This window comes from Tsukamurella sp. TY48 (assembly GCF_019656655.1).
Classification (GTDB): Bacteria; Actinomycetota; Actinomycetes; order Mycobacteriales; family Mycobacteriaceae; genus Tsukamurella; species Tsukamurella strandjordii.
Genome location: NZ_BPMV01000002.1, coordinates 493,731 through 508,988, shown reverse-complemented (window position 1 = coordinate 508,988; position 15,258 = coordinate 493,731). Strand labels below are relative to the sequence as shown.

The following is a 15,258-nucleotide window of genomic DNA, read 5'->3' as shown; positions in this document are numbered from 1 at the left end:
CTGACCAGCTGTTCGGGGAGCCGGCCATGCGTGAAACGCGGGCTCGCGCGAGTCTGATCATGAGGAAGCGCATCGTCGGCGATTCTATACCCCCTAGGGGTAGAAAGTAAGCGTCGCGTACGACTGTGTGGTCCCATGGGGGGGTGATGGTGGGCACGGCGATCGGGGTGATCGCGGGGATGTGGTGGGTGCTCGGTCCGGGGCGGGAGGGAGTGAGCGCGCCGGTCTGGGGCGTGTGCGTCGCCGTGGTCGCGTTGCTGGGCGCCGCCTCGCTGGTCCTGGCCCGACGGTCCGCGCCGCGGGCGTCGGCGGCGCCGTCCGGCCGGGGATTCGTGCGCAACCCGCGCTATTGGGCCGCGGTGGCCGTCGAGGTGATTCTGGTCGTCGTGGGGAACCGGGTTGCGGTCGCGTCCGGTCGCCGGGATCTGTCGCTGAGCATCGTCCTCATCGCCGTCGGGGTGCATTTCCTGCCGCTCATGTGGGCACTCTTCGGTCGCTGGAGCGCTGCCTTCGGAGCCCTGGGTTTCGTGCTCACGGCGTGCGGCGTCGGCGTGGCGGCCGCGCGCATCGGTGGGGCGCCGGAGTGGGTGTTCGGCGTCGTCGGCGGAATCGTCCCGGCGCTCGCGTTCACTGCGATACCGCTGGTGGTCATGGGTTTTGGCCGGTCTCGACGTGTAATGGTTGAAACGTCTGATGAACCGGTCGCACGCTGATCGTCATGAACGAGATCGAGACGCAGCTGCATGCCTGGCAGACCGAATCGCACCACCCGACCAGCGAGGGGATCGTGCTCTACCAGCGGTGCGCATGCGGCGCGCGACGGATCGCGACGGTGGGCGAGAGCACCGAGGTGCCCGTGTCGTACCCGGAGACCACCGTCCAGGCGGGATGATCGTCTCGTGCAGTTCGACCACGACAACATGACCGGTGTGCGGCTCACCGTCGACCTGGTGAACCTGCGGGCCGACGGTGCGTGGTCCGAGGCCGCGGTCGCCGCGGTCCTGCAGGACCACGAGATTCGCCGGATCGAACTGGACGACGACGTGATCCGCGATCTGGGCGCGTGGACCGATCAGCTGCGGGCCCCGTTCCTCACCGCCGCGGTGGAGGATCGCTGCGATGCGGTGAACCAGTTGCTGACGACGGGGACGGTGGGTATCTACCTCACCGCGCACGACGGGCTGCGCCCCCATCTGCATTTCACCCCCGAGACCGAATCGCTCCTCGGGCGGGTTCGGGCGGTCACCGCGGGTGGGCTCGCGATCTTCACCACGGAGGCTGAGGGAGCGCGGCTGGGTGCCTGTGCCCGCGAGGGATGCGCGAAGGTGTTCGCCGATACCAGCCGTGGCGGGCGGCAGTCGTACTGCTCGTCGCGGTGCGCCAACACCGATGCCGTTCGGCGGCACCGGCGTTCCTAGATGGGGGAGATGGACCGTCGCTTCTGCGGAACCCGCGGCTGCCGTCGCCGCACCCGGCCCAGCGCCTCCGCGAGCATCGGGCGCGTCGCGGACGGGAGCACCACGTCGTCGATGCCGAAGCCGTCCGCGGCGAGCAGCGGGTCGACGTTCGCCTGGAACAGGGTGATGAGGTCGTTGCGGGCCTTCGCCGGGTCGGGTGCGGACTCGTACTGCGTGCGGAAGGCGAGGTCGACCGCGCTCTCGATGGGGATCGCGCAGATCTCCGCGGTGGGCCAGGCCAGCGAGAGGTCGGCCTCGATGCTGCGACCGCCGCCCATCGCGATGTAGGCCGCGCCGTAGGCCTTTCGCGTCACGATCACGAATCGCGGCACGGTGGCCGCCGCGAGTTCGTAGCCGAGGCGTGCACTGCGCCGGACGAGATTCGTCTCCTCGGCACCCGCTCCCACCAGGAAGCCGGGCAGGTCGATGAGGATCAGCAGTGGCAGACCGAAGGTGTCGCACACCGCGATGAAGTGTGCGGCCTTCTCGCACGCGTTCGCGTCGAGCGCGCCGGCGTGGAAACGCGGCTGATTCGCGACCACACCCACGGGGCGGCCGTCGATCCGGGCGAAGGCGGTCACGATATTGGGGGCGTGCAGGCGCTTGAGTTCGAAGACGGTGTCCACGTCGGCGATCGCCTCGATCACGTCGACCACGTCGTAGGCCTGCCGCATCGACGACGGGACGAGCGTATCGATCGCCTCGGCGGTGTCGCCGGGTTCGTGCGGGCCGGCGGAGAGCACCGGCTCGGCGGTCGCGGAGGCCGGCAGGTAGCTGAGGAAGGCGCGGATCGCGTCGACCGACTCCTGTTCGGTGTCGGTGACCACGTCCACCACGCCGCGCTGCGCCTGCAGATCGGCGCCGCCGATCTCGTCGTTGGTGAGGTTCTCGCCGGTGGCCGCCTGCACCAGGGGCGCCGACGAGATGCCGATGGTGCCCATCCCGCGGACGATGGTGACGAAATCGCAGCACGCCGAGATGTTCGCCGGCGCACCGAAACCCGGACCCATCATGGCGGCGACGAGCGGCACGTGTCCGGACAGATCGGCCAGGCGCAACAGCAGCCGCGAGCCCGGTGCGGCGAGGCGGGAATCAAGGGCCTCCTGCATCCGGTGTCCGCCGCCGTCCATGAGCATGATCAGCGGGATCTCGTCGAGCAGGGCGCGTTCGGCGCACCGATCCAGCTTGGCCATTCCGGTGGCGCCGTTGCTGCCGCCGAGCACCGTGAAGTCGAAGGCCGCGATCGCCGCTGGGCGGCCGTCGATGTAGCCGATGCCCGTCACCACCCCGTCGCCAGGAGCGACGAGGGGAGCCGCGCCCTGCTGTGCGGGGCCCGGTCCGGCGAGCGCACCGAACTCGTTGAACCCGCCGTTGGCGAGCAGCGCCACCCGCTCGCGGGCGGTCATCTTGCCTCGCGCGTGCTGCTTGGCCACCTTGTCGGCGCGCGCCTCGTCGGTGACAGCCCGGTAGGCCTCCCGTACCCGGCTGTTGAGCGACTCCTCGGGGCTCGTGGTCGACGGTGCCTGCGTGTTCTCGGTCACGATCGGAAGCTAGCAGCCCGTCCGATTGGGTGGACACTTGGGCACGAACTGTCTATCCAAGAGCGGGACTAGGACGATTCCGGAGGCCTGCAGCGATGAGGCACGCCGTCGCGGCGGCAGCCATTGCCAACGGGAAGCCACGATGCTGTGACAGCGACGCGACCGTACCGAACACGGCAATGCCGCCGCCGGCTCCGAGGGCGAATGCCACCTCCTGCACAGCACCGACCTGAGCCACCTGGTCGGGATTCGCCGAATCGAAGAGCGCCGAGGTGCCGAGCGTGCCGACGATACCGAAGCCGAGGCCGACGAGCGCCAGCCCGGCGATCATCGTGCCCGGGAGGAAGGCCACGGTCAGCAGGCCCACGGCTTGGAGAATCAACGCGGCGCGCAGCGCTGTCGAAGGCGGGAGCCGGTGTGCGACAGCGGGGGCGCATAGTCCTCCCGCGGTCGTTGCCACAGCCTGGGGAAGCAGGACGATCCCGGTCGCGAGCGGCCCTCGGCCGCCCGCCTGCAAGTAGATGCTCAGGAGGTAGACGGCGGCGGCACCCGCCCCCGACGAGATCAGCATCGAAACCGTCGCAACGGAGAAGCGGCGTCGTGCGAACATCGACACGTCGATCATGGGGTCCGTCAGGCGGCGTTGCCGCCGAACGAACCAGATCAGCAACGCCGACGCGGCTATTGCCGTTGCGCTACCCGCAATGGGTGCGGCGGCGAGATGGTGGACCGAGTAGACCGCGAGCCCGAGACCGCCCGCCGACGTGACGATGCTCGCTGGATCCCACGTCACCGGTCCGGCCGAGCGGGTCTCGGGCACCATCGCCAGGGTCAGCAGAAGCCCGACCGCCGCACATGGGACCGATATCCAGAACACCGAGCGCCATCCCGCAATCTCCGTCGCAGTGCCGCCCACGATAGGACCGATCGCCGCGGCCGCGCCGAACACTGCCACCCACCACCCGTTGGCCACGGTGCGCGCGTTCCCGTCGAACACGGCGCCGATCGTTGAGACGACGCCCGCCACGACCATCGCCCCAGCGACCCCCAGAGCGCTGCGACTGAGGAGGAGCACCGCACCCGTCGATGCCGTCGCCGCGGCTGCGCTGGCAGCGCCGAACAACACCAAGCCCGCAACCAGCAGGCGCCGGCGACCGAGGGCGTCGCCGGCCCGCGCCGCACTCACGATGCCGATCGCCAGGCACAGCGGATAGATATCGGCGATCCAGGTCCGCAAGGTTGCCGATAGGGCGAGGTCGTCCGCGAGGCGCGGGAGGGCGGTATTGATCATGCCCACCGCGAGGCTCGTCGTCAGGATCCCAGTCAGTAGTGGTACCAGGATTCGCCAATCGGGCCGAGTCTTGCTGGGGGTAGCAGTCGGACAGTTCACGTTTCGAGGGTGCAGGAGCAATTCGCGGGAAACAAGAACGCACAACGGAGTCACTCGGTGACAAAGGGGATAGCGCGCAGGTCGAACCATGCACGCCTGTGCGGTGGCATAGTCACAGTCGTGGAAGCACCGAGTAGCGGCCGTGCGCGTACCCGCAAACTGGTGGAGAACTCCCATCCGGTGTGCGCGGCCGAGATCACCGTGGCCGTGCTCGGCGGGGCATGGAAGCCGACAATTCTGTCCGAACTGGATCGGCGCGGGGTACTCCGCTTCAACGAGTTGGCACGAATTCTTCCGAGCCCCACACCGCGGGTCCTGGCTCGGCAGCTCCGCGAGCTGGAACAGGACGGCCTCGTTGACCGAGAGGTGTATCCGGAGGTACCGCCTCGCGTCGAGTACCGCCTCACCGACGCGGGCCGAGGGGCGCTGCCCGTCCTTGAGTCTATGACGGCGTGGGGGCGTCGGTTCTCCGAGTCGTACCCATCGTCACCCGATGGCGAGGACCGTTAGCCGGAGCCGTTCCGTCGCCACGGAAGGTCGGGTGTTTCGCCGGGGACGTACCCTGAGTCTCGAGCGAGATCCACCGCTTCCACAAAGTGAGCAGCGAGATGCCTCGGTTCGTGGGCGTCGCTGCCGAACGTCACCTGTTGCCCGCCCTCCTCCGCCCACCACTGCGTGAGCCACGGACGCATGATTCCGGTGTTGATCTCCAGCACGAGGTCGGTTTGCGCGATCGCGCGGAGGGTCTGGCGGAAGTGGTTCTCGAACCTGCTCGGTTGGAACTCGCCCGCCCGTCGCGTGGGCCAGGTCCGTACTGCATAGTCGAGGTGACAGAAGACCTCGAACAGGTCCGCGGCCTCTAGCATCCGGTGTGCCTCGTCGAGGTACGCGAGGATCACCTCGTCCGCCGGCCACATCGAATACAGCGTGTTGGGTTCGAACCTGTCGCCTCCGACGGGCAGCGTGTGCAGTGATCCGTTGATCCGGTCGAATCGTGATGTGAGGGCCCGAATGCGGTCCGGATGCACGTGAGGTTGTCCGACCTCGACGCCCGTCAGGATCCGGACCGTCGGGAACTCGGCGCGGCAGCGTTTGATCGCGGCCGAATAGCCGTCCACATCGAACTCTGGCACTGCGACATAGCCCTCGTCAGTGAGCAGCCTGCGCTGATGCTCCAGGAGATCGTCGGTGGTGGACCGCCAATTGATGTCGAGGTCGAGGTGCTCCGTGAACACCATGCCGGGAAGCCCGATTTCGAGTGCCCGCACACAGGTCGCGGCCATTCGCCCGGCCGCGCCGGACGACGGGCCGCCCGTGTCCCACGACCACTCACTGTGGACGTGGCCGTCGACAGGGAGAGGGCCACGCGTCATGCCGCGACACTAGCGCGGGTGCGTTGCCCGTTCCGCAGCGTCGACGGTCTGCGCCAGGAGCACCGCTATGGTCATCGGGCCGACGCCGCCGGGAACTGGGGTGATCGTCGCCGCGTGGCGGGACGCCCCCACGAAATCCACGTCACCGACGTTGCCCGGGTTGTAACCGGCGTCGATCACCACGGCGCCGTGCGCGATCCACTCGCCGCGGATCAACTCGGGCCGCCCGACGGCGGCGATCACGATGTCGGCAGCTGCGACGTGCCGTGCGAGATCACGCGTTTTCGAATGGCACACGGTGACGGTGGCATCGCGCTGCAACAGGAGCGCGGCCATCGGTTTGCCGAGGATGGGGCTGCGTCCGACGACCACCGCGTGTGAACCAGAGGGGTTCACCTCGTAGTGGTCCAGCAGGCGAAGGATGCCCGCGGGCGTGCAGGATTCGAATCCGGCCTCTCCGAACGCCATGGCGGAGAAGGATGCCGAGGTGACCCCGTCGACGTCCTTCGTCGGCGTGATGGCGTCGAACGCCGCCCGTTCGTCGATGTGTTGGCCGACGGGGTGCTGGAGCAGGATGCCGTGCACCTCCGGATCGCCGGAGAGGGCGTTGAGCACATCGACCAGTTCGGCGGTGGTCGTCTCGCGAGCGAGCTCGACGTGTCGGGTGTCCAGGCCGAGTTGGGCGCTCCGTCGTTCTTTCATCCGGACGTAGGTCGCCGAGGCTGGGTCGTCGCCCACGAGCACGGTTGCGAGCGTAGGACGGACACCGTTGGCGGTGAACAGCTCCTGTGCGCGGCGCGCGGTGTCGGCGTTGGTGGTTCGGGCGAGCAGATCGCCACGCATGACTACGGGGGATGCGGACACGGTGCCTCCTGGGTCGGTGTGCCCAGGCGCACGGCGTAGCGGTCGCGGATCGGTCCCCGGTGGTGCTCCACCTTGCGCGCCAGTCGCGATCCAGCTCCAGGCTACGGCACCATGCGCTCGAAGACCGTGTTCATCGCTGCGAATCCGCGACGGGTGAAGTAGTCCTGCGCAGTCGCATTGAAGGCCCACGAATCGAGTCGGAGCCACGAGGCTCCCGATGCGCTGGCGAGCGACTCGCAGCCTGCGAGCAGAGCGGACGCCACACCGGACCGCCGGGCGTGCGTTGCGACCGCCAGCTGGTGGATGTAGATGTTCGTCATTGCGCGGCGGAACGGTGTGGCGATTCTCCGTTGTTGCTCGCAGAGGATGAAGCCGAGCACCTCGCTTGCACGGACCGCTACAAGCAGGTGGTGCTGCGGCTGGTCGATCGCGGCAGCCATGAAGGCCTCGATCTGGTCTGGGGCCGGAGCTACGAACAGATCGGGGCGCGCGGTGAAGTGCAGATCCTGGACCTCGACGCCGAGGGCCGCGACCGCTCCGAGGTCGGTGGCGGCCGCCGCTCGGACGATCAGGTCGGGTGCACCGTCGGACATGGTGCGCATCCTGCCACGCGGCGGAACCGCCCTCGGTCATCGACCGGCTGCCGTGACCGCCGTCCGTACCTTCTCTCGCTCCAGCAAGAAGTGGACGAGGTGCTGCTGGGCGTAGGTCCACGCGTTGTTCGCGACCCAATACAACAGGATCGCGATCGGCAGGACGGGCCCGGCGACGACACTGCCCAGTGGCATCACCCACAGCATCAGCTTCCGCATGAGGTCTGCCTGCAGTGCGCCGGCGGCGTCGACGGTCTGGTGCCGTAGTGAGAATCGCGCGTTGATGTGGGTGACGATGCAGGCGATCGCCATCAGCGGTATCGCCACCGCCGCGATCGTGGTGACGCTGGGCATCCCTCCGAACTGCGCGAAGGAGGCGAGCACGCTGTCCGAGCTCGACATGGAGGCGGAGATGGGTGCACCGAAAAGCCTGGCGCTGAGGAAGGACTGGACATCGTGCGCGGAGAAAACGTAGTTGGCGGTGGTCGCGTTCTGCTCGGGCGTGAGGCCGAGTTGCCCGAGTCCGGTTCCGGTGCGATTGAACGACCGGAGCACGTGATACAGACCGAAGAAGACCGGGACCTGCACGAGGGCGGGTAGGCAGCCGAGGAGTGGGCGAACACCGTTCTCGCGCTGAAGCCGCTGCGTCTCGACGGCCAGTTTTCGGGCGTCCTTACCGTGCTTGGTGCGCAGCTTCTCCAACTCGGGCCGCAACTTCTGCACCCGGCGATCGGTGCGTGCAGCCACGATTGCGGGCCACAGGAGGAGCGCGCGCACGGTGAAGACGAGGAAGACCACGGACAGAGCCCAGGCGAAACCGTTGTCGGCGCCGAGCGCGGCACCGAAGACGCTATGCCACAGCCAGAGGACGGCGGAAATGGGGTAGTAGACGAAATCGAGCATGGGAGAGCACCTCGCAGGCGTGAAAGCGCGCGCGTGACCGCGACGCGCGTGAGTGATGGGACGCGTGCGGCGTGTGGTGAGAGCTACGCCGCGAAAGCGGCGATGCCCGGTGCTCGGGGCCGACGGGGCCGCCCGGCCCCGTTCGGCATGAAGCTGCGGCGGTATGCGCCGCGGAGCCGGTGATCCGGCGCTCGTCCGGTCTTCGGGCCCGACGGTGCGCGGTGGTCCCGATCGGCTGCGGCGTGGCAGACCGCTGCGACAGCGATCGCGAGGGCGATGCCGACGAGTGCCGCGGCACCGTCGGCCACCGTGATGCTGGCGACGAACATGGCGACGACCGCCATCCACGGCGCGAAGAACTGTCCCCGGCGGGGCAGTCGCGCAAGGACGTCGATGATCACGTGACCAGGCTACAGAAATGGCTGAAGCCCCGGCCGCATACGCGACCGGGGCTCCTGGAGCGGATGACGGGATTCGAACCCGCGACCCTCACCTTGGCAAGGTGATGCGCTACCACTGCGCTACATCCGCCTGCTGTTGAGGCTCGTCATAACTTACACGAGCCGGAGATCGCGCTTCGAAGGGGGTGGGGGATAGCGGGATTGGGCACGCCGCCGCTGGTCACGGGAGTCGGAGACGAGCAGCCGTGGAGTGTCGGCCGCGGCAGCGCGCGGCGATCGATGGTCGGTGCCGATGCCCCCGAATGCAAAAAGACCCGCTGTCTCCAGCGGGTCTTCATGGTGCGCGATACTGGGATTGAACCAGTGACCTCTTCCGTGTCAGGGAAGCGCTCTCCCACTGAGCTAATCGCGCGTAACAAGAAGTGGTGCTCAGCCGCTCCGTTGCGGAGTGGCTGAGCGTGTTGGAGGCGGCGACGGGAATCGAACCCGTGTGCACGGCTTTGCAGGCCGTTGCCTCACCACTCGGCCACACCGCCACGGTAAGCCCACTTCGAGCGGATGACGGGATTCGAACCCGCGACCCTCACCTTGGCAAGGTGATGCGCTACCAACTGCGCTACATCCGCAATCACAGCCGGACCGGCCCTTTCGGTGCCTTTCCGGTGCGAGAGAGAACAGTACGTGAACATCGAGCGCTTGCCAAATCGCCTGGTCACTCTATGTTCGCGCCGCAGTCGGCGACGTGGTGAAGCATCGTCCTGCCTCGTCGGCTTACGTGGCTGAGGATAGCCGCAGGTAAGCACCCCGATTACCCTTCCATTCAGACGTCGTGTTAATGTTCTCTCTCGTTCGGCTGAGCGGTAACACGAAGCCGAACGAAGCTTCGGTCCTATGGCTCAGTGGGAGAGCGTCCCCTTCACACGGGGAAGGTCGCTGGTTCGATCCCAGCTAGGACCACCGAAAAACCGCCTGGTAACCAGCCGGTTTTCTTCGTTTTCGGGTGTCTTCGGGTCAGCGCGAGCGAACGCGTCGCACGCCACTGATGGTGAGGTCGTAGGCCCGGTGCCACAGGATCTCCGCCGGCCCGCGATCGAACTTTCGTAGCCACAGCCACCACGAGAACACGATCAGAATCGCGGAGATCGCCAGCCACGCCCCCACGGCCGCCGCGGGATAGTTCAGGCGCGCGAAGAAGTCCCGGTTGAACACAAGGTACTGCCCCAGGACGCCGAGGATGTTCTGCAGGAGGTAGCACGTCAGCGCCATGCGTCCGACCAGGGACATCATGGTGCCGGTCCGCCCGAAGCCTCCGCGCCGGACGCCGTACTCGGTGACCAGGGCGAGCAGACCGAAGGACACACCGGCTGCGAACAAGTAACGGCCCCACGAGCTGTACTCGGGGAACAGCACGCTCACTGTGAAATCCGCAGGCAGCGCAACCCCGAATCCCACGGCCATCAGCCAGTACCGAAGTCGCCGGCGGCCGGCCTCGAAGACGCCGTGGCGGTACACGGCTCCGCCGAGGAGGAACAACGCCACCGCCATCACGGCGAGGGTGGGGAACTCGGCGTTGATCATGAACGCCTGCGGAAGGTTCTGCAGGTTGTACAGCGTCAGGTCCCACCAGCCGATGTCGGTCGAGCCCTCGGGGAGCTGCGGGCCGGGTGGGGGCGGCGGCATACCGCCGTTGTCCTGGAGGGTGAGGTAGACGAGATAGCCGATGTGGACGGCGAGGAAGAGCGCCGCCAGCCAGAGTTGAATCCGGTCACTGAACAGCACGAGGAACGCGACGATGAAGGCGACCACTGCGTACGCGCGCAAGACGTCGAACTGGACCATGAAGATGTAGTTGACGAGACCGTCGAGGAACAGCAGTGCGCACCGTACGGGGTAGGTGCCCGGCCATTGGCGGCCGTGCCGCTGCGCCGACCGCTGTTGGATCACCACCCCGATCCCGAACATGATCGTCAGCAGGCCGAGGAACTTTCCGTTGGGAATCCATGACAGGAAGGCCACCACGCCGCCTTGATCTGGCGGAACCTGTGATGCCGCAGCGGCACCGCTTCCGGGCGCAGTGAAGATCCAGATGTTCGTAGCGAGTGTGCCCAGAATCGCGATGCCCCGCAGCACATCGAGCGTCGGCAGGCGTCTCCCCGTTGCCGCGTCAGTCGTACGGACGGTGTCGGATTGCTGTACGTGTGCGCCCGCCATGCCTCGAGTCTCTTCGCGAGCCAAGGTGCCTGGAAGACGGCGACTGTCCGCACTCTCTGCCCGAGTGGATGGACGTGGGCGTCGATCGGCGGGGGCGCTCGTCTGACAACTGCGCGGAGGCCGGGACAGTGCGACGCGGGCTCCGTAGCGTAGCCCGCATGATGATCAAACTCGAGAACGTCGGAATCGCGGTGCGAGACATCGAGGCGACGATCGCCTTCTTCACGGATCTGGGTCTGTCGGTGGTCGGAAGACAGACCGTGAGCGGCGAATGGGCAGACACCGCCGTGGGACTGGACGGAAATCACGCCAAGGTCGCCGTGCTCCGAACTCCCGATGGGCACGGGATGATCGAGCTGTTCGAGTACATCCACCCGGACGCGATCGAGACGACTCCCACGCTGCCCAACGAGATCGGCATGCACCGCATCGCGTTCTCAGTCGACGACATCGACGAGGCCCTCGCGATCGCCGCGCGGCACGGATGCCATCCGCTCCGCGGAGTCGCGACGTACGAGGACGTCTACAAGCTCACGTACCTGCGCGGCCCCAGCGACATCCTGGTGATGCTGGCGCAGGAATTGAAGAAGGGCTGATGGTGCGCCATCGAAGTCGCGGAGTTCTGACTCCGCCGTCGGCGATGGTTGCTCTGAGGTGGTAATCGACTACGCGGCGCCCACGAAGCTGACTGACCTGCGGTCGGTCCATCGAGCCATGCTCGCGAACGTCGAGCAGGACCCGGTCGAGCTGTGTCGGCCGGTTGCCTCGCTGATTGTTCAACCCTCCGATGTGCGCGCCTCCGGTATCTCGCTAGACCGGCTCTCGGAAAAGGACATCCGACGAGCAAGCGAGATCGTTGCGCGACTCCGCGAAATGGATCCGGCGCCATTGACGGTGCCACGTGAACCGGACAAACGCGTAGTCGGCACGTGCCGTCACTTCGCGGTCCTCGCATGCAGCATCCTCCGGCGATGCGCGATCCCGGCCCGAGTGCGATGCGGATTCGCCACATACTTCGTACCGAATCGCGCAGTGGACCACTGGATCGTCGAATACCTCGTCGATGATCGTTGGATACGGATCGATCCCGAAATACTCGGGGGTTCCGTGCTTGATCGGCCTGATGATCTTCGCCCCGGAGAGTTCCTGTCAGGGGCGGAGGCATGGCTCGCCTATCGGAACAACAGGGTCGATGCGATGGAGTTCGGTGTTTACGGCACGGAGAACTGGGGGCCCGCTGAGATTCGGGGGAACCTCGTGAAAGACCTCGCCGCGCTCAACAGGGTGGAAATGCTGCCGTGGGACGAGTGGGGGCGGATGACCGAGGCCTATGACGGACGCACTGGTCCCGATTACGATGCTCTTCTCGATCAGGTTGCGGCCGTGTGTTCGGGAGACGACCTTTCGCAGATTTCCACGGTGTACGGACATCCCGATCTGACAGTTCCGGACGAATTGATCGTATGACCTGGCCGAGGGTGCGACGGTCAGGTCGGGTGATTCGCCCGTTCGACGCTCGGACCCAGGTGCTTGTCGGCGGCTTTGGAGACGATCGTGTTGAACACGGATGCCATCTCGACGTTGCCCGCGTGACCGGTGTCGAGCTCGATGAGGTGTTCCAAATGGCCGGTGTCGTCGAGCGTCTTCGCGATCGCCCGCCCCATCCACGGCGGCGTCAGCTTATCGACCCGGCCGATGGTGACCGTGGTCGGCGAGGCGACGCTCCGAACCGCGGCCGCGCCCAGATCGAGATCGATGAGGGCAGCCGCGGCGCTGGCGCGGGTCACCGGGTCGCAGCGCCGGACGATATCGGCCACGAACGCCGCCTGGGCCCTCGTCGCCGTCCGCGGGTTCATCGTGCGCTGTCGAACCGCCTCTCGGACGACGGGGCCGCCCGGGATGCGGATCGGTGTGCCCAGCACCAGTTTTCCGAGAGCGACCGGCGCCGGGACCACGCCGTTGAGGAGAGGGAAGATGCGCGTGCCGCGCGCCAATCCTCCTGTCGTGGTGTTGGCGAGGACGGTGGCTGCGCTGGTCCGTGCCGCCTGCTCGGGGTGCCTGTGCCACCAGGCCATGAGGGTGATGCCCCCCATGCTGTGTCCGACGGTGACGGCACGGCCGCCGCCCACCGCGTGATCGATCACCGCCGCGAAATCGTCTGCGAGCACGGCCGCGGTCAGGGGAGTGCGCCCTCGTGAGCTGTGGCCGTGGCCGCGCTGGTCGTAGGCGATCACCCGGTAGGCGGACGCGAGGGCGTCGATCTGGGGCTTCCAGTACTCGATACTGCAGGCCCAACCGTGGGAGAGCACGATCGTCGGGGCATCGGATGCGCCGAAGGTCTGCACTCGCAGGCGCGCACCGTCTTCTGTCGTGACCTGCGTGGTATCGGCGATGTGAACCGTCATTCTCGCACGTTACGACACGATAGAGATTCGTGCGACTTCTATCGCGAACTTGGTTGAATGTTCGGTCCGGCCCGGTGATCGCGCGCGAGACGCATCGCGCCGAACGCCACCACTGCTGCGCTCGTGATCCCACATCCTGCAATGGCGGCGGGAAGTGAAACCAGATCGGCACCGGCGCCGATGACAGGTGGTCCGCCCAGGTAGGCGAGATATCCCACACAGCTCACGGCTGCCGTCGCCGCCGGCGCCGCGCTTGGGGAACGCGCGGCGGCGAGCCCGATCGCGAGCGGAAACACCGGTCCCACGGCCAGGCCGACCGCGACCACGCCGAGGTACGCGCCCACCCATCCGTCGTAGAGGGAAGCGGTCGCCGTGCCAGTCCCGATCGCGATCGCGGCCGTGGCGAGGAGGCGGGGCGCTCCGACGCGGTGCAGCAACCTGTCTCCGAGCGAGCGGGACACGAACATCGCCACGCTGAAAGCGACCACCACGGTGGAGCCCACCTCGACACCGGCTCCGCGTTCCCGGCCGATCAGCAGCGCGGACCAATCGGTGAGCATGCCCTCGACGAGCAATGCAGCGACGGCGATCGCGGCGATCGGAGCGCCGATCGTGGTCATCAACTCCCAAGGGGCGGAGGGTATCGCTGATCCGCGGGGATGGCCCGCTCGGTCGAGCTGCAGCGCGGCCCCGGTGGCGAGGAGTGCGAGGCCGAACCCGACCGCGAGGAAGTGAACCCGGAGCGGGACACCGACGCTCGTGGCGATCGCTCCGCCTGATGCGCCGCAGAGCACTCCGAGGCTGTAGCCGCCGTGCAGACGGGAGAGAACCCGTCTATTACTCCTGGTCTCGAATTCCACGCCGGCGGTGTTCATGGCCACGTCGAGAATGCCGGACGCAGACCCCAATGCGGCGAGAACGCACGCGAGCGATGTCGCCCCCTGTGCAGCGGCGATGAGCGGAAGTCCGGCCGCGAACGCCACGGCGGCTCCGAGACAGCTCCGTCGGCTACCTAACGCCGCGACCAATCGCGGAGCGGCCAATAGTCCCGGCACCGATCCGGCCGCCACGCCGAAGAGAACCAAACCAAGTGTGCTGTCCGACATCGACAGCGCACCTTGCACTTCAGGAATTCGGGGCGCCCAGCTCGCGAGTACCGCGCCGTTGACGAAGAACACCACCCACAAGCCGAGGAGTGGTCGGCGGACACGGACGAACGTGGTGAGGGATTGGAACGACATGCGGCCTCGCGGCCGCCCTGACGGAGACTGTGGGCGCTCCCCGGACGGAACAGGGGGCGCGCAGCACCGAGGTGCTCTACTCAGCCAATCACAGCCGCGGGGCGACGTCGAACCGCGCACCGACCGCTTGGTCGTTCACCGATCCGGTTGCGCTACCGTGAAGATCATGTTCACGGCAGCAGAACGTCAGGACGTCGCCAATCGGCTGATCGCCGCGGCGCAGCAGTCGGACGACTTCGTCGCCGGCGCAGTGGTGGGCCCCGCCGCGGTCGGCGCACTCGACGACGTCACCGGAATCGATCTGCGCTTCGCGGCTTCCAGCGAGAAGAACATCGACGACATCCGGGGCTTCCTGACGCGCGCGATGTACCGCGACTTCGGCGCCGTGCACCACACCGCCGACGCCGGTGCGGTGGTCTACCTCTTGCCGAACCTGCTCACCGCCCGGATCGGCGTGGTTCCCGCCGAACTCTTCGGGCCTCGGCCCGGCGAGCCCTTCCAACAGCTCTTCGGCACCGCCGGTGCTGCTCCGACAGCGGGCACCGTGGACCTGATCGGTCCTACCTGGCTCGCGGCCCTGCGCACCCGGGCCGCGCTGCGCCGCGGAGACGGACCGGCCGCCGCGGCCCAGCTGGATCTCCTCCGCGACGCGCTCGTGGCGCTCGCCGGCACGCGGACCGCCGCACCCGACGGCTACCTCCCGCGCGAGGAGCGCGACGCCATCCGGGCGACCTTCCCGTCCTCACACAACTATGTGGAGGTGGAACGCGCATTCGGAGTCGCGGTTCAGATCCTCGACCACGAGCTGCAGGCCGCAGCGCCCACGGTGGGCGACGCCGTGGCGCTGCCGCTGCTCGAAGAGATCGCGAACTGATCGGT

The 15,258-nt window shown here is 67.4% G+C and carries 17 protein-coding genes, 5 tRNA genes and 1 riboswitch; of the genes, 8 read left to right on the top strand and 14 right to left on the bottom strand.

The window, feature by feature from the left end:
* Positions 1-143 precede the first annotated feature (143 nt).
* The 3 genes from TTY48_RS18270 to TTY48_RS18260 are packed head-to-tail and all read left to right on the top strand — an operon-like array spanning position 144 to position 1,418.
* Positions 144-713: a hypothetical protein gene (locus TTY48_RS18270; protein WP_220659065.1), complete on the top strand. Its 570-nt coding sequence runs from the start codon at positions 144-146 to the stop codon at positions 711-713.
* Positions 714-718: 5 nt separating this feature from the next.
* Positions 719-892 (top strand): hypothetical protein, encoded by a 174-nt coding sequence (locus tag TTY48_RS18265; protein ID WP_220659064.1) that lies wholly within the window; start codon positions 719-721, stop codon positions 890-892.
* A gap of 7 nt (positions 893-899) precedes the next feature.
* On the top strand, positions 900-1,418 hold the full coding sequence (locus TTY48_RS18260; RefSeq protein WP_220659063.1) for a CGNR zinc finger domain-containing protein: 519 nt from the start codon (positions 900-902) through the stop codon (positions 1,416-1,418).
* Here TTY48_RS18260 and TTY48_RS18255 read toward each other — a convergent pair.
* Together TTY48_RS18255 and TTY48_RS18250 are read right to left on the bottom strand one after the other, a co-directional pair.
* Positions 1,415-2,998, bottom strand: coding sequence for an acyl-CoA carboxylase subunit beta (locus TTY48_RS18255; protein WP_220659062.1), 1,584 nt, complete (start codon positions 2,996-2,998; stop codon positions 1,415-1,417). The genes TTY48_RS18260 and TTY48_RS18255 overlap by 4 nt on opposite strands.
* 52 nt (positions 2,999-3,050) lie before the next feature.
* Positions 3,051-4,478: an MFS transporter gene (locus tag TTY48_RS18250; RefSeq protein ID WP_255585813.1), complete on the bottom strand. Its 1,428-nt coding sequence runs from the start codon at positions 4,476-4,478 to the stop codon at positions 3,051-3,053.
* Here TTY48_RS18250 and TTY48_RS21500 point away from each other — a divergent pair.
* On the top strand, positions 4,398-4,898 hold the full coding sequence (locus tag TTY48_RS21500; RefSeq protein ID WP_308443064.1) for a helix-turn-helix domain-containing protein: 501 nt from the start codon (positions 4,398-4,400) through the stop codon (positions 4,896-4,898). The two genes, TTY48_RS18250 and TTY48_RS21500, sit on opposite strands and share 81 nt — an antisense overlap.
* Here the strand turns inward: TTY48_RS21500 and TTY48_RS18240 are convergent.
* From TTY48_RS18240 to TTY48_RS18200, 9 genes are all read right to left on the bottom strand, one after another.
* Positions 4,895-5,761 (bottom strand): PHP domain-containing protein, encoded by an 867-nt coding sequence (locus TTY48_RS18240; RefSeq protein ID WP_220659060.1) that lies wholly within the window; start codon positions 5,759-5,761, stop codon positions 4,895-4,897. The genes TTY48_RS21500 and TTY48_RS18240 overlap by 4 nt on opposite strands.
* 9 nt (positions 5,762-5,770) lie before the next feature.
* Positions 5,771-6,604 (bottom strand): tetrahydrofolate dehydrogenase/cyclohydrolase catalytic domain-containing protein, encoded by an 834-nt coding sequence (locus TTY48_RS18235; RefSeq protein WP_220659616.1) that lies wholly within the window; start codon positions 6,602-6,604, stop codon positions 5,771-5,773.
* A 34-nt stretch (positions 6,605-6,638) separates the two neighbouring features.
* A riboswitch (ZMP/ZTP riboswitch) is annotated at positions 6,639-6,722 on the bottom strand.
* A gap of 4 nt (positions 6,723-6,726) precedes the next feature.
* Positions 6,727-7,218 carry a GNAT family N-acetyltransferase gene (locus TTY48_RS18230; RefSeq protein ID WP_220659059.1) on the bottom strand — a complete coding sequence of 164 codons (492 nt, stop codon included), beginning with the start codon at positions 7,216-7,218 and terminating at the stop codon, positions 6,727-6,729.
* Between the two features lie 36 nt (positions 7,219-7,254).
* A complete protein-coding gene (gene yidC, locus TTY48_RS18225) occupies positions 7,255-8,121 on the bottom strand; it encodes a membrane protein insertase YidC (protein ID WP_220659058.1) in 867 nt (288 codons plus the stop codon).
* Between the two features lie 83 nt (positions 8,122-8,204).
* Entirely contained in the window at positions 8,205-8,522 is a 318-nt protein-coding gene (locus tag TTY48_RS18220; RefSeq protein WP_220659057.1) for a hypothetical protein, read from the bottom strand.
* 55 nt (positions 8,523-8,577) lie between these two features.
* A tRNA-Gly gene (locus TTY48_RS18215) sits at positions 8,578-8,652 on the bottom strand.
* A gap of 207 nt (positions 8,653-8,859) precedes the next feature.
* A tRNA-Val gene (locus TTY48_RS18210) sits at positions 8,860-8,934 on the bottom strand.
* A 50-nt stretch (positions 8,935-8,984) separates the two neighbouring features.
* A tRNA-Cys gene (locus tag TTY48_RS18205) sits at positions 8,985-9,058 on the bottom strand.
* Positions 9,059-9,075: 17 nt separating this feature from the next.
* A tRNA-Gly gene (locus TTY48_RS18200) sits at positions 9,076-9,148 on the bottom strand.
* A 259-nt stretch (positions 9,149-9,407) separates the two neighbouring features.
* Here TTY48_RS18200 and TTY48_RS18195 point away from each other — a divergent pair.
* A tRNA-Val gene (locus TTY48_RS18195) sits at positions 9,408-9,479 on the top strand.
* A 54-nt stretch (positions 9,480-9,533) separates the two neighbouring features.
* On the opposite strand, the gene TTY48_RS18190 is transcribed toward TTY48_RS18195, so the two are convergent.
* On the bottom strand, positions 9,534-10,538 hold the full coding sequence (locus tag TTY48_RS18190) for a DUF418 domain-containing protein (protein WP_220659056.1): 1,005 nt from the start codon (positions 10,536-10,538) through the stop codon (positions 9,534-9,536).
* 353 nt (positions 10,539-10,891) lie between these two features.
* Between TTY48_RS18190 and TTY48_RS18185 the strand changes: the two genes are divergently transcribed.
* Entirely contained in the window at positions 10,892-11,329 is a 438-nt protein-coding gene (locus TTY48_RS18185; RefSeq protein WP_220659055.1) for a VOC family protein, read from the top strand.
* A 118-nt stretch (positions 11,330-11,447) separates the two neighbouring features.
* Positions 11,448-12,200: a transglutaminase-like domain-containing protein gene (locus tag TTY48_RS18180; protein ID WP_220659054.1), complete on the top strand. Its 753-nt coding sequence runs from the start codon at positions 11,448-11,450 to the stop codon at positions 12,198-12,200.
* A gap of 20 nt (positions 12,201-12,220) precedes the next feature.
* On the opposite strand, the gene TTY48_RS18175 is transcribed toward TTY48_RS18180, so the two are convergent.
* Both TTY48_RS18175 and TTY48_RS18170 read right to left on the bottom strand, forming a co-directional pair.
* The gene (locus TTY48_RS18175; RefSeq protein WP_220659053.1) at positions 12,221-13,138 is read right to left on the bottom strand and encodes an alpha/beta fold hydrolase; all 918 of its coding nucleotides are present in this window, start codon (positions 13,136-13,138) and stop codon (positions 12,221-12,223) included.
* A 38-nt stretch (positions 13,139-13,176) separates the two neighbouring features.
* On the bottom strand, positions 13,177-14,379 hold the full coding sequence (locus TTY48_RS18170; protein WP_374758723.1) for an MFS transporter: 1,203 nt from the start codon (positions 14,377-14,379) through the stop codon (positions 13,177-13,179).
* Positions 14,380-14,545: 166 nt separating this feature from the next.
* On the opposite strand from TTY48_RS18170, the gene TTY48_RS18165 reads away from it, so the two are divergent.
* Positions 14,546-15,253, top strand: coding sequence for a hypothetical protein (locus TTY48_RS18165; protein ID WP_220659051.1), 708 nt, complete (start codon positions 14,546-14,548; stop codon positions 15,251-15,253).
* The last annotated feature ends 5 nt before the right edge of the window (positions 15,254-15,258 follow it).

Excerpts from the sequence above, each read along its gene's own strand:
- TTY48_RS18175 (WP_220659053.1), bottom strand. The coding sequence starts at position 13,138 with ATGACGGTTCACATCGCCGATACCACGCAGGTCACGACAGAAGACGGT.
- TTY48_RS18165 (WP_220659051.1), top strand. The coding sequence starts at position 14,546 with ATGTTCACGGCAGCAGAACGTCAGGACGTCGCCAATCGGCTGATCGCC.
- TTY48_RS18235 (WP_220659616.1), bottom strand. The coding sequence starts at position 6,604 with ATGCGTGGCGATCTGCTCGCCCGAACCACCAACGCCGACACCGCGCGC.
- TTY48_RS18170 (WP_374758723.1), bottom strand. The coding sequence starts at position 14,379 with ATGTCGTTCCAATCCCTCACCACGTTCGTCCGTGTCCGCCGACCACTC.
- TTY48_RS18230 (WP_220659059.1), bottom strand. The coding sequence starts at position 7,218 with ATGTCCGACGGTGCACCCGACCTGATCGTCCGAGCGGCGGCCGCCACC.
- TTY48_RS18185 (WP_220659055.1), top strand. The coding sequence starts at position 10,892 with ATGATGATCAAACTCGAGAACGTCGGAATCGCGGTGCGAGACATCGAG.
- yidC (WP_220659058.1), bottom strand. The coding sequence starts at position 8,121 with ATGCTCGATTTCGTCTACTACCCCATTTCCGCCGTCCTCTGGCTGTGG.
- TTY48_RS18240 (WP_220659060.1), bottom strand. The coding sequence starts at position 5,761 with ATGACGCGTGGCCCTCTCCCTGTCGACGGCCACGTCCACAGTGAGTGG.
- TTY48_RS18265 (WP_220659064.1), top strand. The coding sequence starts at position 719 with ATGAACGAGATCGAGACGCAGCTGCATGCCTGGCAGACCGAATCGCAC.
- TTY48_RS18250 (WP_255585813.1), bottom strand. The coding sequence starts at position 4,478 with ATGGTTCGACCTGCGCGCTATCCCCTTTGTCACCGAGTGACTCCGTTG.
- TTY48_RS18180 (WP_220659054.1), top strand. The coding sequence starts at position 11,448 with ATGCTCGCGAACGTCGAGCAGGACCCGGTCGAGCTGTGTCGGCCGGTT.